Annotated in this window: 13 protein-coding genes and 4 pseudogenes; 2 read left to right on the top strand and 15 right to left on the bottom strand. The window is 59.6% G+C overall.

Going from position 1 to position 24084, the window contains the following annotated elements; genetic code table 11:
* The first annotated feature begins 150 nt into the window (after window positions 1–150).
* A complete protein-coding gene (locus tag PSPA7_RS33000; RefSeq protein ID WP_071535427.1) occupies window positions 151–246 on the top strand; it encodes a SymE family type I addiction module toxin in 96 nt (31 codons plus the stop codon).
* Window positions 247–614: 368 nt separating this feature from the next.
* On the opposite strand, the pseudogene PSPA7_RS13290 reads toward PSPA7_RS33000, so the two are convergent.
* The 11 genes and pseudogenes from PSPA7_RS13290 to PSPA7_RS32025 all read right to left on the bottom strand — a co-directional run.
* Window positions 615–3533, bottom strand: a pseudogene (locus PSPA7_RS13290) (DUF637 domain-containing protein); the annotation flags it as partial.
* Window positions 3534–3713: 180 nt separating this feature from the next.
* Window positions 3714–3920, bottom strand: a complete 207-nt coding sequence (locus PSPA7_RS32045) for a hypothetical protein (RefSeq protein WP_123809523.1) — start codon at window positions 3918–3920, stop codon at window positions 3714–3716.
* Window positions 3921–4144: 224 nt separating this feature from the next.
* Entirely contained in the window at window positions 4145–4657 is a 513-nt protein-coding gene (locus PSPA7_RS31045) for a hypothetical protein (RefSeq protein WP_071534148.1), read from the bottom strand.
* Entirely contained in the window at window positions 4658–5494 is an 837-nt protein-coding gene (locus tag PSPA7_RS32870) for a VENN motif pre-toxin domain-containing protein (RefSeq protein WP_012075602.1), read from the bottom strand. It abuts the gene before it with no gap.
* A 233-nt stretch (window positions 5495–5727) separates the two neighbouring features.
* Window positions 5728–6261: a hypothetical protein gene (locus PSPA7_RS32420; RefSeq protein WP_171941895.1), complete on the bottom strand. Its 534-nt coding sequence runs from the start codon at window positions 6259–6261 to the stop codon at window positions 5728–5730.
* Window positions 6262–6862: 601 nt separating this feature from the next.
* Window positions 6863–7222 carry a hypothetical protein gene (locus PSPA7_RS32040; protein WP_138009457.1) on the bottom strand — a complete coding sequence of 120 codons (360 nt, stop codon included), beginning with the start codon at window positions 7220–7222 and terminating at the stop codon, window positions 6863–6865.
* Between the two features lie 335 nt (window positions 7223–7557).
* Window positions 7558–8619 (bottom strand): annotated as a pseudogene (locus PSPA7_RS13285) (DUF637 domain-containing protein); the annotation flags it as partial.
* Between the two features lie 470 nt (window positions 8620–9089).
* On the bottom strand, window positions 9090–9563 hold the full coding sequence (locus tag PSPA7_RS32035) for a hypothetical protein (RefSeq protein ID WP_138009456.1): 474 nt from the start codon (window positions 9561–9563) through the stop codon (window positions 9090–9092).
* Window positions 9564–9850: 287 nt separating this feature from the next.
* The gene (locus PSPA7_RS32030; protein WP_138009455.1) at window positions 9851–10099 is read right to left on the bottom strand and encodes a MafI family immunity protein; all 249 of its coding nucleotides are present in this window, start codon (window positions 10097–10099) and stop codon (window positions 9851–9853) included.
* A gap of 9 nt (window positions 10100–10108) precedes the next feature.
* Window positions 10109–10669: an EndoU domain-containing protein gene (locus PSPA7_RS31030; RefSeq protein WP_138009454.1), complete on the bottom strand. Its 561-nt coding sequence runs from the start codon at window positions 10667–10669 to the stop codon at window positions 10109–10111.
* 354 nt (window positions 10670–11023) lie between these two features.
* The gene (locus PSPA7_RS32025) at window positions 11024–11482 is read right to left on the bottom strand and encodes a DUF6911 family protein (RefSeq protein WP_126632780.1); all 459 of its coding nucleotides are present in this window, start codon (window positions 11480–11482) and stop codon (window positions 11024–11026) included.
* A gap of 49 nt (window positions 11483–11531) precedes the next feature.
* On the opposite strand from PSPA7_RS32025, the pseudogene PSPA7_RS32650 reads away from it, so the two are divergent.
* A pseudogene (locus tag PSPA7_RS32650) lies at window positions 11532–11854 on the top strand (IS4 family transposase); the annotation flags it as partial.
* A 39-nt stretch (window positions 11855–11893) separates the two neighbouring features.
* Here PSPA7_RS32650 and PSPA7_RS31830 read toward each other — a convergent pair.
* The 4 genes and pseudogenes from PSPA7_RS31830 to PSPA7_RS13275 all read right to left on the bottom strand — a co-directional run bounded on the left by PSPA7_RS31830 (window position 11894) and on the right by PSPA7_RS13275 (window position 24046).
* Window positions 11894–12214 carry a hypothetical protein gene (locus PSPA7_RS31830; protein WP_071535425.1) on the bottom strand — a complete coding sequence of 107 codons (321 nt, stop codon included), beginning with the start codon at window positions 12212–12214 and terminating at the stop codon, window positions 11894–11896.
* Between the two features lie 130 nt (window positions 12215–12344).
* Window positions 12345–12833 (bottom strand): annotated as a pseudogene (locus tag PSPA7_RS13280) (transposase); the annotation flags it as partial.
* A gap of 132 nt (window positions 12834–12965) precedes the next feature.
* A complete protein-coding gene (locus tag PSPA7_RS32020) occupies window positions 12966–13166 on the bottom strand; it encodes a hypothetical protein (protein ID WP_134314347.1) in 201 nt (66 codons plus the stop codon).
* Between the two features lie 188 nt (window positions 13167–13354).
* A complete protein-coding gene (locus PSPA7_RS13275; protein ID WP_012075594.1) occupies window positions 13355–24046 on the bottom strand; it encodes a two-partner secretion domain-containing protein in 10692 nt (3563 codons plus the stop codon).
* Window positions 24047–24084 lie beyond the last annotated feature (38 nt).

Below are 24084 nucleotides of genomic sequence, written 5' to 3'. Positions count from 1 at the left end.
TCTTCTTTTAAAATCGAAAAAGTAAATTTTTAAAGAACAGGGAATTACTGAACGGGAAATCTACCTACCTTTTAGTTCTAGAGCAGTGAAAATAAATCCGCCCCCTTTATGCTTCCAGAAATAGGGTAGGGAAAATAAGTCTGTCCCCTTATTCGCTGCCCCCTTTATTCGCTGGCTGGATTCGAGGTCAACGAGAAAATCAGAATCAGAGTCATGCAGGGCTGCTTGGTGATTACCGCAGAGTGAAATAAATAGCCCCGGCAAGGCCGGGGCTTTTCAATGCTGACGTGCTAAATCAAGAGCAACCGCCAATTTGATCCTACTCTGTCGTGAACGAAGCGACCTCTCGTACTCCTTCACACTAGTAGCTTGAAAATCCACTACCTCCCCATTAGACCTTGAAACCTCAAGCCAAACCACTTCACTCCCATTAACTAGGATCGTATATAAATCCTCAGCTTGCTCAGGCGTCCAACTCAACACAAATGCGCTACCAATCAAGCCGAGCCTGTCCGCCAAGATAGAGAACAACTGATTTCCCGACTCTCTAAGCCCGCCCCATGACTTAGATAGCTCTTCACGACAAGATTGCTCCGCAAGGCTTCCAATTAATTTCACTTAACAACCCCCGGAGTAGTCGTTATTAAGTTACCAAACCTATCAGTAAGAACAGTCATGGTAGAGGTAGGCTGACCACTGAACTTATCAATACCAATAGGCCCACTGAGATTCACTTCTCGAACATATCGAATACCTTGCGCACTTTCTAACATTCGCGTTACAGGCGCACTCACCACCTCTTTACTTTGAAGCAAAGTGCGAAGCTCAGCCTGCCCTATAGTGAATTGGCTTGCATTTACCTCTGGATTGAAGTGACGACTTACAACGTGCTCCCAACCCGCACTTTTGTCACCAGTCATCAAGTTAACGCGTGACTGAACACGCCCAGGAACTTGAATAGCCGCTTCAGCAGCAGTCCCAGTTGCTTTTGGACCCCCACCCAGCCTACCCAAATCCCCCACTGCCCCGAGCTGCGAACTCATACTACCGGAAACAGGTGACTCCGCAATCGCGTTGACCAGGTTCTTGGCTGCTGTTGGCAGCTTGGCGGTTATCTGCGCGCCACCTTTCACTGCCGTCAGAACGCCAACAAGTTCCGCAGCGAACCTACCGCCCTCGACACCAGCTGTGACCGAACCTTGCCAGCCGGCATCCTCGTATGCCTGGGTCAAGAATGCGGCGCGCTCCTCCAGCCCCTTCAGGTAGTTATCGCCAAATTGCTGCCGGAACTCTGGCGAAGTGGCCAACTGCTCCAGAGCTGCATAGGTTTCCCTCCAGTTCTTGACCAGTTCATAAACACCTACTGCGGTTTCAGCCGTCGAAAGACCGATGCCTCCTCCAACACCTACGACGATACCGACATCCTGCTGGGCCGAAATAATTGCCCATTTGGCTTCTATTCCGGTTTTGCAGAGCGGTTTGTCCTTGCAGCCATCGACCTCCTGCCGCTTCTTCTCCTCCTGCCAATGACTGAGGTAGTTGTGTTGGGTGGCATTCCCCGCCACCCAGGCTCCCGTCTGCAAGCTCTTGGCGTCCGCATCGCCCTGCGTCGAAGCCGCCAGCACGCCGATCAACTGCGAACTCATGATCAGCAGGCCCTTCTTGTCATCGATGGGCAGGCTGGCGTATTGCTTGGCGAGGCTATCCACCAGCGCCTCGTTGACTCCCGCAGCCAGGGCTCCGGTACGGAAATCGCCACCGACCGCTTCGGCGGCCAGACCTCCCATCAGGGCGTGCAAGCCGATCTTGCCGAGGCTGCCGTCGTCCAGCACGCCATGGGTGGTGTCGCCAATCAGCTTGAAGCCGTAGGCCGCAAAGGCATTTGCCAGGCTGTTTTGCAACGCATCGCCCAGGCTGCCCTTGCCGCCCAGCGCCCGGTCCAACAGCACCGAAGTACCATTCTGCAGCAACTGGTTCGAGGTGAACTGGCCCACGCCTTGCCAGGTGCCCAACCCTGCGGCGGGCGCCACGGCCCCGGTGTTCGGTAGAGCGGTCGAGGTGCCGGTCTGGGTCGAGGTCCATTTGTCGTAGACGCCGGCAGTCAGCCCCGCAGTTGTGCCAGCGACTACATAGCCCCTCAGCGCATCGCTGGAGGTCACGTCCTTGACGACATCCCCCAGGTTTCCCCGGTTGTTGATGGTGCTGATCGCTCCATTGCTGGCCATGCCGCTGAGCGCTGCGGTACCTGCCGCGTTCAACCAGCCCGCCGAAGTCGTAGCGGTAGCGGCTGCGGTCGCGCCTGCCATGGAGGTTCCGGCCCCGGCCGTTGCAATCGCCCCGCTGGCTGCGCCCGCCGTGAAGTAAGTCACGACGATCGCTATCGCCAACTGCGCGCCGACGCCCAGCCCGGAGTTGCTGTACTTCCAGCTGTCATGCAGTTCCTGCACGCGCCGCCAATCCACATCGCCGCGCTGCTCCATCTGCTTCAGCCACGCCAGTTGCGGATCCGCCTGCACCATCGCGTCGATGGTCTGGCTCACGGTCTTCTGGTCGATGTGCTTGAGGTCGATCTTCAGCCCTTCCACGGCCTTGATCGCCAGATTCCCCTGGGCCACGATCTGGGTCTGGCGTACGGTTTCGTCGGTCTGGCCCTTGCCCTTCGACGACTGCCACGCCAGGTCGCCCTTGCTCTTCTCGTGGCTTTCCTGGTGCAGGTCCTTCACCGCCTCGAAGGTCACCGCGCCGCCGCTGACGATGGCCAGGTCGTTGCCCGATTCCAGCTTCGCGCCCTGGTAGGTCTGGTCGCCGCCGCTGAGCAGGGTGAGGTCGCCGCCGCTGCTGATCTGGCTGCCCACCGCCTTGACGTCGGTGACTTCGTCGCGCCGGGTTTCCTTGCGGCCGAAGTCGCCTTTCTTCTTCTTGTCGTACAGGTAGTAGCTGCTGTCGTTGGCGGCCAGCAGTTCCAGCTTGTCGCCGGCCACCAGGTAGGCCTCGTCGCCGGCGCTGGCCTGGCTCGCGATCAGGCGCAGGTCCTGTCCGGCATTGATCGCCAGGTCGCCGCCAGCCTCCACGCGGGTGCCTTGCTGGGCGACCTTGTCTTCCTGGTAGGTGACCTTCCTGGTCTTGCTGTAGGCATGCTCCTCGTTCGCCGCCGCCGCCAGGGTCACGTCGCGCCCGGCGATGACCCCGCCCTGGCGGTTGCGGATCGAGTCGCCGGCGAGCAGGTCGAGGCGCTTGCCGGCCTCGATCAGGCCGCTGTTGTCGAGGTTGTCGGCTGTCGCGCTGAGGTCGTTCCGCGCGCGCAGGGTGCCGACGTTATGCAGGTCGCCGCCGCTCACCAGCTTCACGTCGCGGCCCTGGATCAGCGCGCCGTTGGGTGCCAGCCGACCCTCCGCCTGGGCCAGGTAGACCACCGGCGCGAGGACTTTCTCGCCCTTCACCTCGACCTCTTCCAGCCACACGATATCGTGCGTCAGCGCCGCCATCTGCTCTGCGCTCAAACCTACGCCCAGCTGCAGGTGCAGTTGGTCCTTGTGGGGCGAGTCGGAAACAGGCAACGCATGCGTTGCCCCGGCGAGCGACCCGTCAGGGATGACAGGGCCGGGGGTTCAGGACTCTGCGGATGTGGCGACAGGGAGGTCTTGCACGGTGCTCTTCTTCTAAATCGAAAAGGTAAATTTTTAAAGAGCAAGAAATTACTGAACGGGGAAAACCTACCTGCCTTTTATCTTTAGAGCAGCAAAAATAAATACGTCCCCTTTGTTTTTCAGCCTCTCTATAACATCTAACTCCCTATCGCCAGGCAAAACCCTCGCAACACGGCAAAGCTCATTTTCATCTACCGTAGACCTACTGACTGACAACCTGCCAATCAGATTATCAATTTTTTCAAAAATCGAATCGTCAATCATGGCTTCCATTAGTCATCATGCGGAGAAAAATTTTCTTGTGACAAACCCACTTTCGATGCAGCAGGTGCCGGTGACTAATAATGACTAGACATATTACCCCGACACTTAATTCCGACTTTTTGAGAGAACTGATTCACTCGACATCAGCGCCCTCGCCCTTGCCTAGGAATCGCGGATGTCTCCATACTCAGAAGTTAGAGCAGGAAAAATAAATCATTCATCTTTATGAAATTTTAAATTAACTTTAGATCTCGAAGCTTTCTCTCCGTTATAAACTCCAAACCGCCGACTTCTACTTTTGAGCCGTCCGAGTATTGCGAGTGCCCACACACATTGCATTGATAAGCCACTAGGTTATTATACTTCCCTATAAAGACATGCATCCCTTCAGAATTACAATTAGGACATTTTTTATCAACCTCTACAGTTATCAAAGCCTCAATAACATCTCTTAAAAATTGCGCAATATAGTCCACATCCTTAGCCTGATATTTGAAAGTAAATTTCTTAAAATTCTCTAACTCGGATGATGAAAAATTTGAAAAGTTAACAGGCATCTCCTCTCCACTTAGACCCAGGAACTCCTCAAACCCATAAACAGCAAATGAGCCAGACAGGAAAAATTTTCTATTCCTTTTTATCCAATTTAGAATTAAATCAAGAACTTCTTTTGGAGAAGCCTCAGCGCTCAGCAGTCTTACAGCTGATTGAAAGTCAGTCCATACACGTATTGGAAGATAGCTCAATTAATCCACCGCCTTGATTGGGAAGGTTGTGATCAAATTACCAGCTCTGTCAGTAAATATTTTTAATACCGAGGTGGGCACTCCTCCATCCTTTAAATTGGTAGTGCCAATTACTTTACCTACATCAACGGTCCTCACGAATTGCCCATCAGGCAATGCCATAACTGGTGACTTAACAACAGGGCTGCTCTGAAGTACATCCTTCAGTTCACTCGGAGTGATAGTGAACACAGACCGTGAGTTGGAAACCTCTACTCCGAAATGCCCTTGTAGAACATGGTCAAACCCCGCAGATACTGGCCTTCCGGTATCGCGAAGCGGTGTAGTTGCTGTGCGGCCATTGGCAATATTTATACGAGATTGGACACGACCGGGAACGGCTATGGCAGTTTCTCCCGCCCCTTTCCCAACCCACAACCCAAACCTACCCAACCCCGCAACAATCCCAAGGCCGGCAGCCTCCGCAACCATGGCCTCGCCCCAGGCCTTGATGAACTCATTCGCTGGCTGTACGCCATCGAAGCCCTGTCCCTGGGCCAGATCACGTTGCGCCTGGGTGATCTCCTCGGCTGTCGCCCCGTTCTTGCGCATGTACTCGGTCAAGGAGCTCGCTGCCTGACCGTAGCTGATCAAGCCCGGCGGGGTTCCGCCGCCAAGGAAGTTGTTTTCCGTTGCGTTCTTCCCGCCTGCGGCCCCGGCAATGGCTCCTCCGCTGCTCCCATTGACAACGGAGCCGGCCAATCCGCCGGCCAGGCTGGCCAGCGCGGTGATAGTCTGCTTCTGCGCTTCGTTCAGCGTCGAGCTGTCCCGGGTTCCGTACAGTCGCTCGCTGATCACCTGCGCCGCCAGTTCGCTCCCCGCCGCTCCTGCGCCCCCCGCAGAGTAAAAAAGGGGTCAGATTTATTTTCTCTACTCTAATTTCAGAAACTGCGCCACGCAGAAACACTCAAAGCAAATAACTCGTTAAACCATTCTCCCTTACCTAGGCATATCGCCCCCTTGACGGAGCCTGCGCTGGAGCCTCCGTGTTCAGAAGTTAGGATAGGGAAAATAAAAATTCTTCCTTTATGTTAATAATTAGAAATAAGTTTATCTACGTACTCTTTACGGTATAAACCCAAATCAGCCTGCTCCATCATAAACTCTCTACTAACGAACTCGCCAAAATCAAAATTTGAATATACAGATTTCGTTTCATCCAACATAACCAAAACCCCTAACTCTTCTAAAACCTCTTCATACAGAACCCATGAAACCATATCTGAAAAAGCTACTATTCTACCTACCTCTCCAACTAAAACATGCTTTTCATATAAAGCGCACAGCCTATTCTCTATCTCAGTAAAATTAATTTCAAGCAGATCAACCTCATAAACCGAGGAGATCTCAAATTTATTTTTTTGGGCTACCAAAAAGCAGAAAAATATTTTTTTCGCACTACTATTAACGCTAACAAAAAATAACAATTTTAAAATACTCAAACTATATAGAGCCGATCTCTCAACAAAAAATGTCATCCCTTTCTTTACCTTAACAACATTATCTGGAAGCTTCTTTGAAAAGTCCACCAAACCACATAAAACATGCTGACAGGAACTATTCATATTACACCCTAAGGATTTTCAAAACGAATCTTTACAGCAATATTTTTCTTACTATCTCCACCTATCTTTAGTTCCGCAGAAGGTAGCCCCGTAGCTTTTGATCTTGAGTAGAACGTGTATGTTTTATCTCCTTTATTAAGTACATTGACCGTACCGTCTTTACTTGGAGTATTCTTGAATCCCGCAGATACTAGGTTCTTAATTGCATCCGATGCTGACTGATCTGTTTGGGTATTCCTCGGGCTATTGCGGGTTGCTTTAGGCAACTCAGTAATCTTAGAACTACCCCCCAAGATCATCCACTACGCTTTTTACAGCAGGCTTCACCGGATGCGTATAGAGAAAAGGGGACAGATTTATTTTTCCTACTCTAATTTCGGCGACTGCGCCCACGCCGAACTACTCAAAGCAATAACTCGTCAAACCATGCGCCCTTACCTAGGCATCGCGAAGTTTCTTTACGGCATCTGCGCTGGAGCCTCCATGCTAGAAAAATCAGAATAGAGAAAATAAATCTATCCCCTTTATTTAACCGCCGATGATCCCTCACGATACCCAGCCGGTAGAGCCGCTCCTTCGGCATTAGCAGTCGCTTTTGCACCTATGAATTTCCAACATAAACACTATTATCCGGGAGATTCATCACCCAAGGCTCAGAAAAGGAAGAACAGAATACATCTAGCCTTCTGCCATCAGAAAGGATAAATGACGGATCAATAGGCTGGCCACTCGTAACCCATGACATATCAACAATTGAAAGCCCTACTAATCCTTCTGTACGTGTATCTACTTGATCATCCCAACATGCAAACAATAGCTCTTTACCTTGAGATATTCTCCAAGCACTACTAGTGATAAAGCTCCAATTGTCGCCAGAGATAACCAAGGAATCACCATCCCACTCAACAGTTTTAATGCAAAGCGGGAGGAAGGATATAACAAGCCTTAATAAGTCAAACATTAGTCTACCTGCTCAATATGGGTTCTTTCTCTAATCCACTGTTTCCTTTCAGCTTTAGAAAGCCCTTTCGGTGGCTGCGGTGGCTTACCCGTCGTCGGGTCTATTGGCCCACCATTAGCATTTTCAAACGACGCTCTTTGAGGACTACGCCCATCCGCTTGCATCACACGAACACGCGAGCCATCGGGCAAAGTATATTGCGTGCCAACCACGTTACCGCTAGTTGGTGAGACTACAGGTTTTGATGGGTAACCCGCAGTCTCAAAGTTAGCAATCATCTGCGCCTGGCTTTTAGGAAGCTCTACTCCAGACGCATGCTTGACCGATGAAAGTCCTTTGGCACCGAGCTTAACCGGATGGGTATAAGGCATCCCCGCCTCAGCATCCGCCAACGCCCCAATGGTAGGCAGATTAGCCTTTCCTGGGACCACCTCTCCTTTGGGCAACTCTCCCGCCTTCAGCGCATTCATGAGCGCCTTGGCCGATACCTTGCCAGCGGCACCGCCCATTGCCGGAACGCCGATTCCGAACGGATTGAACCCCGTCTGGTCCAGGTATGCACCGACTTCCTTCTGCCACTGTGGATTGCCGTTCCACCAGAGGTTGGCGGTCTGCTCCAGGTGCAACTGACCAGCCGTCGTCCAGTCGACGACGTTTCGGCCCATCAGGAAACCGTAGGCTATATCGCTGTCACTTCCTCCCGGATTAGCTGTTTCCTGCCGGGCCACCAGCTCGTTGAGAGCCCTAGACCCCGCATCGATCTCCGCACGAATCTCCGCGCAATTGCCCACAGCCACGCAGCCATTCAACCTCCGCCGGTTCTCGTCGCTACGCGCCTTGAACTCTTCCTCTACCTGACGGCAATTTCCCTGGGACTTGCATTTCTGCAAGGCATTATCCAGATCGGCCACATCCTGATGGTTCAGGAAGTTGTATTGCGTCGAGTTCTTCGCTACCCAAGCAGCGCTTTCCAGAGCCTTGCCTGTCGCATCAGGATCGCGTACCGCCGTAGCCAGAACACCAACCAATTGCGACCCCATAGTGACCATGGCTTCACGGTTCTCAGGGCTCAAGCTCTTGAAGGCCTGGTCTAGCTTGGCCACCAGCGCTTCATTGGCGCCAGCTGCCGCGGCGCCCGTGGCGAAATCGCCACCGCTGACCTGCGCCGCCAGGCCACCCATCAGGGCGTGCATGGTCACCATCGACGGATCGCCTGGCTTCAGGCTGTATTCCTGGCCGATATCGCCGACGAAGTTGAAACCTGCCGCCGCGAAACTGTTGTAGAGCGCGCTCTTCAGCGCCTCATTCAGGCTCCCGCCCTGGCCCAAGGCCTGGCTCAATACAGTGGATGTAGCGTTCTGCATCGCCTGATTGGCAGCGAAGCGACCAACACCAGCGCCGAGCGCGCTGCCGCCCTGGCCCTGGGCGTTGGCCGCGCCAGCCAGGCCGTCGACTCGCACGCCCTGGCCCTGCCAGGTACCGGCGGCGTTGCCGGCGCCCTGCTGGCCGACCGAGACGCCGCTGCCGCCCTGGGTGCGGTCGGCGCCGGCACCGAGCGCGGCGCTGGCGTTGCCGTCCTCGGCGAAGCGCGAGCTGAGGCGGAACAGGCCGTTGTCGCCCTGCGGCAGGCTGAAACCGGGCAGGGTGACCGGGTTGACCTGCCGGCGCGCCAGGTCGGGCGGCAGTTGCGAGGTCAGCGGCACGACCACCGAAACCCCGCTGCCGCCCACCGCTCTTCTTAAAACAGAAAAGGCAAATTGTTAAAGAGCAGGAAGTTACTGAAAGGAGGAAGCCTACCTGCTTTTTAGATTTAGAGTGGCGAAAATAAATCTGTCCCCTTTAATTTACAGACAATAAAAACCCCAGCTCATTGGCTGGGGTTTTCATTTGTAACTTCAGGAAAGGCTCGCCGGATGTGCTCTGTCAAACCGAGGATATCCTCATAGGCAATCGGGCCAAAATCAGGCTCATATTTTTCCATATATTGGTTAGGCGCCAAATTCAACTCACGGGCACGATCCCAGACCTCAAGCAAACGGTTAGGAGTTATGGTCCAATTTGTACCAGGAAGACCATCGCGCTTATGTTCATCAAGAGCCCACTTAATCTTCCCCTGGTAACTTTCTATCGCCACCCGCAAGCGAGAAATTACTGTAAGGTCTTCTTCTTTAAATCGAAACGAAACTATTGGTGGGTGGCCCGACTGATCTTTTATCACCCATACTCCGTGCTCTTTATTGGTGTACTGGCTATTTACGCATTTCCGCCACTCCGTTTCACCAAGAGACTCGATAAAATCAAGCAGTGGCATACTCTCTTTTTTAGCAGCAGAAGCGCTCATCGCAACCCCTCCAGCTTGTCAGAAATCAGTAGAAAAGGGGAAAGATTTATTTTTACTACTCTAATTTCGGCGACTGCGCCCGCGCTGAAACGCTCAAAGCAAATAATTCGCTAAACCATGCGCCCTTACCTAGGCATCGTGAAGTTTTTTACGGCATCTGCGCTGGAGCCTTTGCTCAGAAGATTAAAGTAGAGAAAATAAATCTGCCCCCTTTATTCTTTATCCGCGACTGTACTCGGCCGGGGATCTGAGTGACAGCTTCACCTGTCGTTTTTGCACCAAAGGAACTACAAGGACTTTAAATCTTGCAATTCCTCAATCTCCATCCCCATCACTCCTGCTGCTACTGTAAGCTGCTCTTTCTTTTCAAGTGGAATAGCTATGTCGAACTCTACTAACTGGGAGCAAAATACTTCCAGCGCAACTCCAGGCTCTCCACATGCGAGAAGCTCTTTGACATTTCTTTCTGTATCGTCGCCAAAGCATCCCGAAATCTCCTCCAAGACTGCTTGTATTATTTTTTCTGGTTCGCGCATGCCATACCTCTACTTAGGATATGCTGTAATAATTCCCTCTCCATGAGGCTCGACTATTACACGAATATTCACGCCATCACGCACCCCCTCTACAGCCCAGCGGACAGGCTTACCTTTCGTGGTGAACTGGGCACCAGGCTTCCCAGTCAATTGTATCCACGAAGCTTTAGGATCTGTAGCCAAGTCAGAAACATTGTGCATGACCTTATCGCCGTTCCAAGAGGCAGGGAAAGCTGTTTTTCCTGAGGCTCCCGGCCACAGATGCCCTCCGCCAGTAGCATCCCCCAGCAAAATATGCTGTGTCCTTTGGTTGCTTGCCAAGTTAATAAGCGAGTCGGCACTTGGAGTCGCTTTTGCAGCCTGCCCCCCTTTCCCAACCCACAACCCAAATCTACCCAACCCCGCAACAATCCCAAGGCCGGCAGCCTCCGCAACCATGGCCTCGCCCCAGGCCTTGATGAACTCATTCGCTGGCTGTACGCCATCGAAGCCCTGTCCCTGGGCCAGATCACGTTGCGCCTGGGTGATATCCTCGGCTGTCGCCCCGTTCTTGCGCATGTACTCGGTCAAGGAACTCGCTGCCTGACCGTAGCTGATCAAGCCCGGCGGGGTTCAGCGCCGCCATCGGCTCTGCGCTCAAACCCACGCCCAGTTGCAGCTGGAGCTTGTCCTTGTAGGGCGAGCCGGAAACAGGCAACGCATGCGTTGCCCCGGCGAGCGACCCGTCAGGGATGACGGGGCCGGGGGTTCAGGACTCTGCGGATGTGGCGACAGTGAGGTCTTGCACAGTGCTCTTCTTCTAAATCGAAAAGGTAAATTGTTAAAGAGCAGGAGATTATTGAAAGGAGGAGGCCTACCTGCCCTTTAGATTTAGAGTGGCAGAAAATAAATCTGCCCCCTTTGCTGCTCGTGGTCTATTTGTGGTCATGGCTTGGGATTCCAGGGCGAACGCATTTGAGACAGACCCACATCCAGATCGCCTGTTTCATAAAGCTCTTTAAAAACCGCTTCAGCTATTGATATATCTGCACATACAGTTCTGGAGTCGAAATCATCATCACCAAATTTTATCATCCCTCTATAAGGGGACTCATCCAACTCCCACCACTCAAGATATTCTTCTTTAGGGTTAGTTGAACGAGTCAGTATATTTATCCTAAACCTTCCAGGCAAAGACTTCATACTTAGCTGACGAACAAAAGATTTTTTCGGACGAATAACCTCTACCCTTACAAATCCGCCAAACTTAAATGAGTTAACTATTCCTTTCTCTATGCTTTCCCAGACTGGCTGCTCAACCACTACCGCTAGAGAGGAGGCAGAATTGTCACCGCAGCACAACTCAAGGACCGGCTCCAAATCATCTTCATAATCAAGTATCATTATCGCCACCCATCAATACCACGTGTCCAAGTGAAAGTTTTCCCCGTTCTGGATTTACCTGCTGGCACACAGCCTGATTCGCCTGATCATGGCGCAATCGGCCTTGATGGCTGACTGACTCCCCGTGAATTGAGCTTCAAGCACAGCCTCCAGCTATGGCTGGCGTGGCGGCAATTCGACGATGATCCTGACGGAGGTACGACTCTTCGAGGCCTGCTGGTTCTGGTCGCGCAACAGCGTGTAGGCAATCGCTCCGGGCGAGTTGAACCCAGAGCCCTCAAGCGAAGTCCAAAGCCCTACCCATTACTGACCTGTACACGTCAATCTGCTCGGGCAGCGATCAAGAAACACAGTCATCCGAAAAGGGTTAAGTTACTGCCATTCAAATCTGCCCCCTTTGTTCTTTCATTCCTAGAACATTTCATGCCTGAGCAGCTTAAAGCATGCACCCTTCTTGATTACCCCCTCTATAGCAGATGAACGTGTCGTGGCGTTTATATAGAGCAAAATAGGGTAGTCAGGAAAATTTAACTCTACTGGTTCATCATCAAGAGGGTCAAGATTGGCTTTCAGAATAAAATTCTCCGAATCATTACTACCAAGCATGTAGTAATCCCCTCCTTGATAAGAACTATTTCTTTCATCAAGAGACACTCCAAAAATTTTCTCTATATGCTCTCTTGCCAGCAAAAGGCTGAGATTTTTCGTTCCGTACAAGTCATATGCAATCATTTTGGAAGTACCAAGCTCGGAGCGCGGCTTGCAGCCGTTGCCGCAGAATCATAAATCATAAAGTTAACTTCACGCCCTGCTTGTGCACTTGGAAAAAGGGGACAGATTTATTTTCCCTGCTCTAATCTCCAATGAAGCAAGGATCCATATCCAACCAGTTTGGCTCCTTCAACCAATCCGCCCGCAGCCCATAACTTGACCAGGGATAGGCCGCCACATCGTCCACCATCCGCGCCCGAACAGGGTTCAGTTCGATGTACCGGCAACACGCCAGCAGGTAGGCATCGCTCTGTACGACACTCGATTTATAGCGACTTTCCCACAACGTTCCGGAACGGCCCTCCAAGCGATTCCGATATCGTGTCGTGCGCGCCGCCAGCGTTTTCATCAGTTGCGCCAAGCCAGACAGCGAATCACCAGGCGCCAAGAGCAGATGGACATGGTTGGTCATCAGGCAAAATGCGTAGACCTTGATACCAAAGGCATCCTTGAGGTCCCGTAGATCGGAGAGGTAACGCTGGTAGTCCTCATCCTCGGCGAATACCACTTGCCGATTGTGTCCCCGCTGGACCACGTGAAGCGGATAATTCGGTAAAACCACTCGCCCTTGCCTAGGCATCGCGGAGCCTCCTTACGGCGTCTGCGCTGGAGCCTCCCTGCTTAGAAAATTAGAGTAGGGAAAATAAATCTGTCCCCTTTATGGTCATTCGCTTTGGGGAACTGCAGTTGCTTTTGGCCCTTTTGCAGCCATTCAATCGATCATACTTCTCTTAAAAGACAACCCATCAGAATCCCTAATAGCGTAAATACTTTCATATTGAAACGATAAGACAAAGCCAAATTCAATATTCAATGATAACTCCTGAAGAAATAACTTTATATCAACCCAACTTTCAGAAAGATTACTCCCTCGACAATGAAACGCCCCTCTCAAACCAACTTTCCAGCTCATGGAGCATCCTTCAGCCACGATCCCCTCAGGCTGCTCCAAACTACGAACCGAAAACTGACAACCTGAACTCTCGAAATTTGCGTCCAATCTAGTATCGCCCAGACTGCAACTCTCCCCCAAAGACGACAGAGTGCTAGCTATACTCTCCAGAGTCGCTCCAACTTGAATTTCAAGCGCCATTGTTATGCTCATCGCCCAACCTCAATAGCCTTAAACTGACCGTCTTTCAGAAGATACAAATTCTTCAAACCATCGACTGGCTTAACGCTCAGTGCATTTTCTATCTGCTTGAAGGTCAATGGGGAATCAGCCAAATTCACTACAATATTCTGAGCCTGCTTCTCGACTTTTTCAGTCACAGTCATTAGCACTGAAACCGGACTATTGGTTCTGGGAGAGAATACATCTGCAAACTCTCCATTTATCTTAAGGTCGGGGTTAGCTGAATTTTTCTTTATATTTGGTAACTGCTCAACGTCATACCCAGCCCGAGCAAGCGATTTCGCAGCTTCGTTCTGCCGATCAATAGATCGAACCATCTCCGGACTCGCGTTCTTGGGTGGAAGCTCAGGCTCCCCTTTCAAAGAACCGATCTTTGGCAAACTACTAGTTCCAGCCTCGGCATCAGTCAACGCACTAGTAGGATTGGGATTCTTTGGGACCTCTGCACCTTTTGCGACCCCACCCAGCCTACCCAGATCCCCCACTGCCCCGAGCTGCGAACTCATACTACCGGAAACAGGTGACTCCGCAATCGCGTTGACCAGGTTCTTGGCTGCTGTTGGCAGCTTGGCGGTTATCTGCGCGCCACCTTTCACTGCCGTCAGAACGCCAACAAGTTCCGCAGCGAACCTACCGCCCTCGACACCAGCTGTGACCGAACCTTGCCAGCCGGCATCCTCGTAAGCCTGGGTCAAGAATGCGGCGCGCTCCTCCAGCCCCTTCAGGTAGTTATCGCCAAATTGCTGCCGGAACTCTGGCGAAGTGGCCAACTGCTCCAGAGCTGCATAGGTTTCCCTCCAGTTCTTGACCAGTTCATAAACACCTACTGCGGTTTCAGCCGTCGAAAGACCGATGCCTCCTCCAACACCTACGACGATACCGACATCCTGCTGGGCCGAAATAATTGCCCATTTGGCTTCTATTCCGGTTTTGCAGAGCGGTTTGTCCTTGCAGCCATCGACCTCCTGCCGCTTCTTCTCCTCCTGCCAATGACTGAGGTAGTTGTGTTGGGTGGCATTCCCCGCCACCCAGGCTCCCGTCTGCAAGCTCTTGGCGTCCGCATCGCCCTGCGTCGAAGCCGCCAGCACGCCGATCAACTGCGAACTCATGATCAGCAGGCCCTTCTTGTCATCGATGGGCAGGCTGGCGTATTGCTTGGCGAGGCTATCCACCAGCGCCTCGTTGACTCCCGCAGCCAGGGCTCCGGTACGGAAATCGCCACCGACCGCTTCGGCGGCCAGACCTCCCATCAGGGCGTGCAAGCCGATCTTGCCGAGGCTGCCGTCGTCCAGCACGCCATGGGTGGTGTCGCCAATCAGCTTGAAGCCGTAGGCCGCAAAGGCATTTGCCAGGCTGTTTTGCAACGCATCGCCCAGGCTGCCCTTGCCGCCCAGCGCCCGGTCCAACAGCACCGAAGTACCATTCTGCAGCAACTGGTTCGAGGTGAACTGGCCCACGCCTTGCCAGGTGCCCAACCCTGCGGCGGGCGCCACGGCCCCGGTGTTCGGTAGAGCGGTCGAGGTGCCGGTCTGGGTCGAGGTCCATTTGTCGTAGACGCCGGCAGTCAGCCCCGCAGTTGTGCCAGCGACTACATAGCCCCTCAGCGCATCGCTGGAGGTCACGTCCTTGACGACATCCCCCAGGTTTCCCCGGTTGTTGATGGTGCTGATCGCTCCATTGCTGGCCATGCCGCTGAGCGCTGCGGTACCTGCCGCGTTCAACCAGCCCGCCGAAGTCGTAGCGGTAGCGGCTGCGGTCGCGCCTGCCATGGAGGTTCCGGCCCCGGCCGTTGCAATCGCCCCGCTGGCTGCGCCCGCCGTGAAGTAAGTCACGACGATCGCTATCGCCAACTGCGCGCCGACGCCCAGCCCGGAGTTGCTGTACTTCCAGCTGTCATGCAGTTCCTGCACGCGCCGCCAATCCACATCGCCGCGCTGCTCCATCTGCTTCAGCCACGCCAGTTGCGGATCCGCCTGCACCATCGCGTCGATGGTCTGGCTCACGGTCTTCTGGTCGATGTGCTTGAGGTCGATCTTCAGCCCTTCCACGGCCTTGATCGCCAGATTCCCCTGGGCCACGATCTGGGTCTGGCGTACGGTTTCGTCGGTCTGGCCCTTGCCCTTCGACGACTGCCACGCCAGGTCGCCCTTGCTCTTCTCGTGGCTTTCCTGGTGCAGGTCCTTCACCGCCTCGAAGGTCACCGCGCCGCCGCTGACGATGGCCAGGTCGTTGCCCGATTCCAGCTTCGCGCCCTGGTAGGTCTGGTCGCCGCCGCTGAGCAGGGTGAGGTCGCCGCCGCTGCTGATCTGGCTGCCCACCGCCTTGACGTCGGTGACTTCGTCGCGCCGGGTTTCCTTGCGGCCGAAGTCGCCTTTCTTCTTCTTGTCGTACAGGTAGTAGCTGCTGTCGTTGGCGGCCAGCAGTTCCAGCTTGTCGCCGGCCACCAGGTAGGCCTCGTCGCCGGCGCTGGCCTGGCTCGCGATCAGGCGCAGGTCCTGTCCGGCATTGATCGCCAGGTCGCCGCCAGCCTCCACGCGGGTGCCTTGCTGGGCGACCTTGTCTTCCTGGTAGGTGACCTTCCTGGTCTTGCTGTAGGCGTGCTCCTCGTTCGCCGCCGCCGCCAGGGTCACGTCGCGCCCGGCGGAGAGGGCGATGTCGCGGCGCGCTTCGAGGGTGCTGGCCACCGCCGTCAGGTCGCGGCCGGCGCTGACGTTCAGGTCCCGCCCGGCGCTGACTTCGGCGCCGAGCTGGGTCACGCTCTGTAGCCGCGACGTGCTCCAGCGGGTCTGGCCCTGGCGGTCCTCGACGGCGGCGACGGTGACGTCGCGTCCGGCGTCGAGGCTGAGGTCGCCGCGGCTCTGCAGCACCCCGCCGAGGTTGGCGATATCGCGTCCGGCCTGGACGTTCAGGCTGTTCGCCGCCTCCACCCGCGCGGCGCTGTCGGCGAAGCTGCGTTCCCAGGTGCGGCCGTCGAGCGCGCTGTCGTAGCGGGTCACGCTGCGTTCGTTGATCACGTCGCCGGTCAGCGCGGTGAGGCTCACGTCGCGCCCGGCGATGACCCCGCCCTGGCGGTTGCGGATCGAGTCGCCGGCGAGCAGGTCAAGGCGTTTGCCGGACTCGATCAGGCCGCTGTTGTCGAGGTTGTCGGCTGTCGCGCTGAGGTCGTTCTGTGCGCGCAGGGTGCCGACGTTATGCAGGTCGCCGCCGCTCACCAGCTTCACGTCGCGGCCCTGGATCAGCGCACCGTTGGGTGCCAGCCGACCCTCGGCCTGGGCCAGGTAGACCACCGGCGCGAGGACCTTCTCGCCGTTCACCTCGACCTCTTCCAGCCACACGATATCGTGCGTCAGCGCCGCCATCTGCTCTGCGCTCAGGCCCACACCCAGTTGCAGGTGCAGTTGGTCCTTGTAAGCGATGGCGTTGTCCATCAGGTAGCGGAACAACGCCTCGTCGCTGCTCAGCCCGTCGATGTAGCGCTGGCCGGTGCGCGCCACCACCGCGTCGCGGATCAGCCGCTGCTCGTAGAGACCGTCGCCGAGACGCTTCTTGCTAGCGTCCGGGTTCATGCCCAGGCCGCTGAGCAGGTAGTCCGAGTTGAGGAACTGCTTCAGCTCGGTGAGCGCCGGGTTGGTCTCGATCAGGTACTTGTGGCTGGCGCTCGGCGTGGCGTTGCCGGGCACGCCCTGGACCCGGGCGACGCCCGGCAGGCTGCCGCCGAGCGCGCTGCCGCCCTGGCCCTGGACGTTGGCCGCGCCAGCCAGGCCGTCGACCCGCACGCCCTGGCCCTGCCAGGTACCGGCGGCGTTGCCGGCGCCCTGCTGGCCGACCGAGACGCCGCTGCCGCCCTGGGTGCGGTCGGCGCCGGCACCGAGCGCGGCGCTGGCGTTGCCGTCCTCGGCGAAGTGCGAGCTGAGGCGGAACAGGCCATTGTCGCCCTGCGGCAGGCTGAAACCGGGCAGGGTGACCGGGTTGACCTGGCGCCGCGCCAGGTCGGGCGGCAGTTGCGAGGTCAGCGGCACGACCACCGAAACCCCGCTGCCGCCCACCGCGCTGTCGCCGACCTGGCGACCGCTGCCGACGAAGGTGTAGCCGGGACGGATGACGCTGTTGTTGATGCGCTTGCCGGCATTCACCGTGACGTTGCCGGCGGCCTGGATCACCGCCGCGTAGGACTGGTCGCCGGTGCTGATCGGGGTCGGTCCCTTGCTCGGGAATTCGTACTCGAAGGACCAGTCGCTGAGGATCGCGTTGAGCGCGGCGGGGATCTCGCCGGCGCGCGCCGGGTCGAAGTTGGCGCTCTGGTACCAGTAGAGGTCGGTGAAGTTGCGCGACTTCTGGTCGATGCCGCCGATATCGCCGCCACGGGCGGTGCGCAGCACGCGGATGGTTTCCAGCTCGCCGGTTTCCAGGCCCTGGTTGTCGAGGACTTCGAGGTTGGCGGTGAGGTTGCCGCCGGCGCCGATCAGGCTGGAGACGTTGCTCAGGGTGCCGCCGTCGATGGCGAAGTCGCCGCCGGCCAGCAGCTGGCCCATGGCGCTGCTGGCGGTGACCTCGGTCTTGTCGCGTTGGGTGACGGTCCAGATGGCATTGCGCTTGCCGCTGCAGTCGCCGGCGTTGACCCCTTCGATGCAGGCGGTCTGCTCCATCTTCGCGGTGTACAGGCCCGACTTGCTTTCCAGCACGGCGCGACGGTTCTCGATCAGGCTGGCGCGCAGGCTGAAGTCCTTGTCGCTCTCGATCACCCCGGAGAGGTTGCGCAGGCTGTCGGCGCGCCCGCCGGCATCGTCGCGGGCGATATCCAGCCTGCCGAGGCTGTACACATCTCCATAGAGGTTGGTGATGTCGCGGGCGCGCAGGGTCATGTCGGCGCCGCTGAACAGCAGCCCGCGCTCGTTGAGCAGGGCGGGCGCGTTCAATCGCAGGTTGCCGCCGCCGCCCAGGGTGCCGTAGTTGTTCAGGCTCGCGGCGCTGGCGACGAGGTCGCCGGCGGCGGTGATCCGCCCACGGTTGACCAGCAGGTTGCCGGCGCCGAGCGTGACATTGGCGCCGCCGGCGAGGCTGGCGGCGGTGCCGAGGTCGAGGCTGGCGGCGTTCAGGGCGAAGTCGCCGAGGCTGGTGGCGCGGCCGTTGCCACGGTAGCCGCCGCTCAGGTCGAGGCGCAAGCTGCCGTCGCTGGCCAGCAGGCCGTCGTTGCTCCAGTCGCCGCCGCGGCCGGTGAAGGACTGCACCGCCAGCAGCTTGCCCTCGGCGGTCTGGCGGAAGGTACCGATGTCCAGGTTCAGGCGTCCGGCCTGCAGCACGCTGCTGTTGGTCCATTCGCTGGCGCGGATGTCCAGCAGGCCATTGGTGGTCAGCTCGCCGCCGGCGCGGATCACCTGCCCGGAATCCAGGCCGAAGGTGCCGTTGCCGGTGTGGAGGATGCGCCCGTCGGCGTTGGCCAGGCTGCCCAGTTGCAGGTCGAGGTCCTGGTTGGCGCTTTCCAGCGCGCCGTAGGCGTTGTTCAGCTCGCCAGCGACCAGCCGCGTGCTGCCGCTGCGGCCCAGGGCGCGCAGGCTGCCGTCACTGTTGTCGATCGAGGCGGCGCGCAGGAGCAGGTCGCCTTCGCTTTCCAGCTGGCCGAAGCGGTTGGCCAGCGCGCCGGCCAGGCTGAAGTCGACGCGCCCGGCGCCGACCTTGCCGCCCTGGCCCGCCGCCGCGCCCTGGTTGAGGAAGCGCTGGCCGCTGACACTGAGCAGGCCGCTGGCGTAGAGGCCGCCGCCCTGGTTGTCGAAGTCGGCGGTGACGATGCGGTTGTCGCCGGCCAGCGCCGAGAGATGGCCCTTCTGGTTGCGCACGCCTTGCTGGGCCTGGATCTCCAGCGACTGCGCCTGGGTGATGCCGGCGCTGTTGTCGAACAGCCCGGTGACCAGCTTCAGCCAGCCCTTGGCGCTGTCGAGCACGCCGCCGGCGCCGTTGTCGAGGCTGGCGCTCTGCAGGTCGAGGTTGCCGGCCCGGCTGTCCAGACGGCCGCCCCGGTTGTCCAGTGCGGCGTCGAGGCGCAGGCGGTTGTCGCCCTGGGCCTGGAGCGTGCCCTGGCGGTTGTCCAGGCTGCCGGCCTGCACGTCGAGGGCGCCGGCCTGGCTGAAGACCAGGCCGTCCTGCTGGTTGCGCAGGGCGCCCTGGCCCAGGCGCAGGGTCATGTCGGCCTGGCTGGCGAGGGTGCCGGAGGCGCTGTTGTCCAGGCCCTGGGCGAAGAGTTCCAGCAGCCCCTGGCTGACCAGCTTGCCGCCGCGGTTGTCGACGCTGGCGCTGCGCAGCAGCAGGTCGCCGCCGCTGGCCAGGCGCGCGCCGCCGGTATTGACCAGGGCGCCGCCGAGGAGCGCCTCGAGCCGGCCCTGGCTGATCAGCTGGCCGCCGCTGTTGTCCAGGCTGGCACCCGTGAGCAGCAGGCTGCCGCCGTTGACCTGGCCGCCGGCGTTGTTCAGCACCGCGCTGGCGCGGTCGAAGGTCAGCGCGCGCTGCGCCGAGATCAGCCCGCCCTGGCCGTTGTCCAGCTTCCCGGCGATGCTCAGGGTCACGTCGCTTTCGCCGGAGACGATGCCGCCGGCGTTGGCCAGGCGGGCGGCGGCGATCCGCTGCGCCCCCTTGCTGACCAGGGCACCCTGGCCGTGGTTGTCCAGCGCGCCGGCGAGGCTGACCGCCAGCTCGCCGTTCTTGCTCGACAGGGTGCCGCCGGCGCTGTTGTACAGGCTGCCGCCCTCGACCGCCAGGCCTTCCCAGCCGGAGAACAGGCCGTCACCGGCATTGCCCAGCTGGTCGGCGACCAGGCGCAGCTTCCCGGCGCTGATGATGCGGCCCTTCTGGCCGTTGTCGATGCGACTGGCCAGCAGCTCGAAGCCCTGCTGGCTGGAAATCTCGCCGCCCTGGCGGTTGTCGAGGACGTTCAGCCGCTCGATGCTCAGCGGGCCGCGGGCGCTGATCAGGCCGCCCTGGTTGTCCAGGTCGCCGCCCTGCAGGTCGAGACGGACGCCGCGCTCGCCGATCAGCCGGCCCTGGCGTTGCAGCAGGCGCTCGACGGTCAGGCGCAGGTCGCCCCTGGCGGAGATTTCGCCGCCGTCGGCGGAATCGACGCGCCCTGCCGTCAGTTCCAGTTCGCCGTCGCTGGTGAGCAGGCCGCCGCGGTTGTCCAGGTTGCCGGCGCCCAGCGTCAGCGACTGCTTGCCACTGAGGGCGCCGCCACGGTTGTCGAGGTCGGCGCTGCTGACATCGAGGGCGCCCTGGCTGACCAGCTGGCCACCCTGGGCGTTGTTCAGCGCGCCAGTGGCGACGCTCAGGCCGGCGTTGCCGGAGAGCAGGCCCTTGCCGCTGTTGTCCAGCGAGGCGCTGGCGAGCGTCAGGCGGGCGCCGGAAACGGTGCCTTCGGCGTGGTTGTCCAGCGCGCCGGCGACGCGCAGGTCGATGCCGGCGCGGCTGGCCAGGGTGCCCTTGGCGCTGTTATCCAAACTGCCGGCTTCAATGTCCAGCCCGGTGGCGCCGGAGATCACCCCGGCCAGGCTGTTGTCCAGGGCCTGGGCGATGCGCAGGACCAGGCTGTCGGCGCTGAGCAGGCGCCCGCCGCGGTTATCCAGGCTGGCGGCGGCGAGGGTGAAGGCGCGGTCGCTGGAGATTTCCCCGCCGGCGCCGTTGTCCACCGCGCCGAGCTGGCGCAGCAGCAGCGCGCCGGGCGTGGCGATCAGGCCGCCGTCGCGGTTGACCAGCGCGCCGCCATTGAGGTCGAGGGTGATGCCGGTTTCGCTGACCAGTGCGCCACCTGCGCGCTGGTCGAGGCCTTTCAGGTTGGCGTCGAGCAGGCCCTTGGCGCTGATCCGGCCCTGCTGGCCGTTGTCCAGCCGGGCGGCCGCCAGGGTGATGCCGGCGTTGCTGCCGATGGTGCCCTTCTGGCTGTTGTCCAGCGCACCGGTGCGGATATCCACCGCGCCCTTGGCGCTGATCACCCCGGCGCGGCTGTTGTCGAGGCTGGCTCCGTCCAGCGCCACGCCGGCGTCGCTGAGCAGCTTGCCGCCCTGGTTGTTCAGCGCGCCCCGGCTGCTCAGCGTGAGCGGGCCGGCGCTGGAGAAGGTGCCGCCACGGTTGTCGAGGCTGGCGGATCGCGCCGTCAGCGCGCCTTCGCTGACCAGCGCGCCGCCCTGGTTGTCCAGCGCGCCGTCCAGGCTCACGCCCAGGCCTTTCTGGCTGTCGAGCCGCCCGCCGTCGCCGTTGAACAGTTCGCCGCCGTCCAGGCTCAGGCCGTCGCGCCCGGCCAGCACCCCCTTGGCCTGGTTCAGCAGGCGCTGCACGGTGAGGCGCAGGCCGCCGTCGCCGATGACCTTGCCGGCGCGGTTGTCCAGTTGCTCGCGGACGTTCACGGCGACCTTCGCGGTGCTGGAAATCTCGCCGGCGCGGTTGTCGACCTGCCGCGCCTCGATAGCGATGCCGCCGTTCGCGGCGATCAGCCCGGACTGGCTGTTGTCGAGCGTGTCGGCCGCGACCTTCAGGGTCTTTTCGCTGACCAGTTCGCCACCTTGCTGGGCCAGGCTGCCGAGCGTCGCCTGCAGGTCGCCCTTGGCGGCGATACGCCCTCCGGCGTTGCCGACGGCGTTCGCCGTGAGATCCAGGCGGCCATCGCTGAGCAGCTTGCCGCCCTGGTCGTTGCGCAGGCTGGCGACCTCCACGCGCACCCCGCCCTTGCCGCTGGCGATGCCGCCATCGCCGTTGTCGAAGGCGCCTCCCGTGGCTTCCAGGCCGGCGTCGGCCACCAGCATGCCACCACGGTTGTCCAGGCTGGCGCCGTGGACGTTCAGCTCGCTGCGGCTCGACAGCAGGCCGCCGGCTCGGTTGTCCAACTGCCCCACCGTCACGCGCTGCGCGCCCTGGCTGAGCAGGTTGCCCTGGTCGCGGTTGTCCAGCAGGCCGGCGACGCTGGCGACCAGCCCGCCCTGGCTGGCCAGCGTACCCTTGCCGCTGTTGTCCAGGCTGCCGGCCTGCAGGTCGAGGCGGTTGGCCGCCGAGAACAGGCCGAGGCGGTTGTCGATGGCGCCGCTGGCGACCACCAGCAGGTCGTCGCCGAGCAGCTTGCCGCCACGGTTGTCCAGGCTGCCGAGGCGCACCTCGGCGCGCTTGCCGGAAATTTCGCCATCCGCCCGGTTGTCCAGCGCCTGGGCGCTGACGCGGGTCGCCTGCTGGCTGCCGAGCAGGCCTTCCTGGCTGTTGTCGAGCGTCCCCGCGCCGACTTCCAGGTCGTTCAGGCCGATCACCTGGCCGCCGCGGTTGTCGAGCTTGCCGGCCGCCGCGACCACGGTGCGGTCGCGACTGTGCAACAGCCCGCCCCGGCGGTTGTCCAGGTTCGCCGCCGCGACCCGCAGTTCGCCCTCGGCGAGCAACTTGCCGCCACGGTTGTCCAGGTCTCCGGCGGCCACCCGGGTGGTCGCGCCTTTCAAGCTGCCGCCCTGGTTGTCCAGCGCCTGGCTGGCCCTGGCCTCCAGCGTGCGGCTGGCTACCAGGCTGCCGGCGTTGCGCAGGGTGCGGCTGTCCAGGCCGAGGTCGCCGCGGGCGTTGCGCCGGTTGTCCGGATCGACGCCGGCCTCGATCACCCCGGCATTGTCGATATGCGCCGCCTCCAGCGCGATGCGCTCGCGCGCCGCCAGGCTCTGCCGGTTGACCAGCTCCTCCGCGCCGCGGATCTCGGCGCTACCGCCGGCGTAGGTCTTGCCGTTCAGCTCCACGGCCTGGGCCGCGATCTTCAGGTCGCCCTGGCTGGAGGCCTGGGCCAGGCTCAGCCTGCCGCTGGCGTCAATGCGGATGTCGCCGCCGCTGGCGGCCATGTCGCCGGCCAGCTTCACCCCCACGCCCTGCTCGGTGCCGACCAGGCGGATCGCCCCGGCGTACATCCCGCCCAGCGCCGAGCTGTCGATCGCCAGTCGCGGCTTTTCGCTGCCGTCGGCGGCGCGCGGAGTGGCCTGCAGGCTGTCGGCCTGGACGTCGTTGCGGCCGGTGACGATGTTCAGGTTCTTCGCGTAGAGCTTGGCGTTGAGCGTGGCGCTGCGGGTGATCAGGTCGAACTGTTCGAGGTTGCTGACGTTCAGTTCGGCGCCTTCGATGGCGATGTCGCCGCCGTCCACCTGGAAGCGCTCCAGGCGCTGGCCGTCCATGATCGGCTTGCCGGTGGTGAGGGTGGCGCGCGGCGTGTTGATGAAGCCGCAGCCCTGGCAGGTGATGCCGTGCGGGTTGGCGACGATGACCCGCGCCGACTGCCCGGCCACCTCGGTGTAGCCGGCCAGGGTGCTGCGGTTGCCGCCGGTGACCTGGTTGAGGATCACCTGCGCCGCCTGGCCCTGCAGGTTCGGGTTGCCGAGGATGATCCCGCCGAGCTGGGTGCCCTGGGTCTTGCCGGTGGCGTTGTTGAGGATCAGCCCGTTGGCGCCGACGTTGTAGTCGCGGAAATGGTTGTTCGACAGCCCGGCGCCATTGGGCGTGGCGATGTTGACGATGGGCACGCCGTTGCCCGCCTGGCCGAGGCTGGTATTGCCGCCGGCCGCCGCGTCCACCGCCAACTGCGCCGCCGCCGCGACGATCGGGTCGAGGAACAGGATGCCGGCCAGGGTCAGGGCGATGCACTGGTTCAGGGGGCTGCGGATGTCCATATCGTCACTCCTTGGCGGGTAGGGGCCCGGCGAGGTTA

This window comes from Pseudomonas paraeruginosa PA7, assembly GCF_000017205.1.
Classification (GTDB): Bacteria; Pseudomonadota; Gammaproteobacteria; order Pseudomonadales; family Pseudomonadaceae; genus Pseudomonas; species Pseudomonas paraeruginosa.
Note: the sequence above shows the minus strand (reverse complement) of the source record. Positions and strands in the feature narration are given on the sequence as shown.

Excerpts from the sequence above, each read along its gene's own strand:
- PSPA7_RS32045 (WP_123809523.1), bottom strand. The coding sequence starts at position 3,920 with ATGGAAGCCATGATTGACGATTCGATTTTTGAAAAAATTGATAATCTG.
- PSPA7_RS32035 (WP_138009456.1), bottom strand. The coding sequence starts at position 9,563 with ATGAGCGCTTCTGCTGCTAAAAAAGAGAGTATGCCACTGCTTGATTTT.
- PSPA7_RS31830 (WP_071535425.1), bottom strand. The coding sequence starts at position 12,214 with ATGATTGCATATGACTTGTACGGAACGAAAAATCTCAGCCTTTTGCTG.
- PSPA7_RS32420 (WP_171941895.1), bottom strand. The coding sequence starts at position 6,261 with ATGAATAGTTCCTGTCAGCATGTTTTATGTGGTTTGGTGGACTTTTCA.
- PSPA7_RS32020 (WP_134314347.1), bottom strand. The coding sequence starts at position 13,166 with ATGAGCTGGAAAGTTGGTTTGAGAGGGGCGTTTCATTGTCGAGGGAGT.
- PSPA7_RS32030 (WP_138009455.1), bottom strand. The coding sequence starts at position 10,099 with ATGCGCGAACCAGAAAAAATAATACAAGCAGTCTTGGAGGAGATTTCG.
- PSPA7_RS32040 (WP_138009457.1), bottom strand. The coding sequence starts at position 7,222 with ATGTTTGACTTATTAAGGCTTGTTATATCCTTCCTCCCGCTTTGCATT.
- PSPA7_RS32025 (WP_126632780.1), bottom strand. The coding sequence starts at position 11,482 with ATGATACTTGATTATGAAGATGATTTGGAGCCGGTCCTTGAGTTGTGC.
- PSPA7_RS13275 (WP_012075594.1), bottom strand. The coding sequence starts at position 24,046 with ATGGACATCCGCAGCCCCCTGAACCAGTGCATCGCCCTGACCCTGGCC.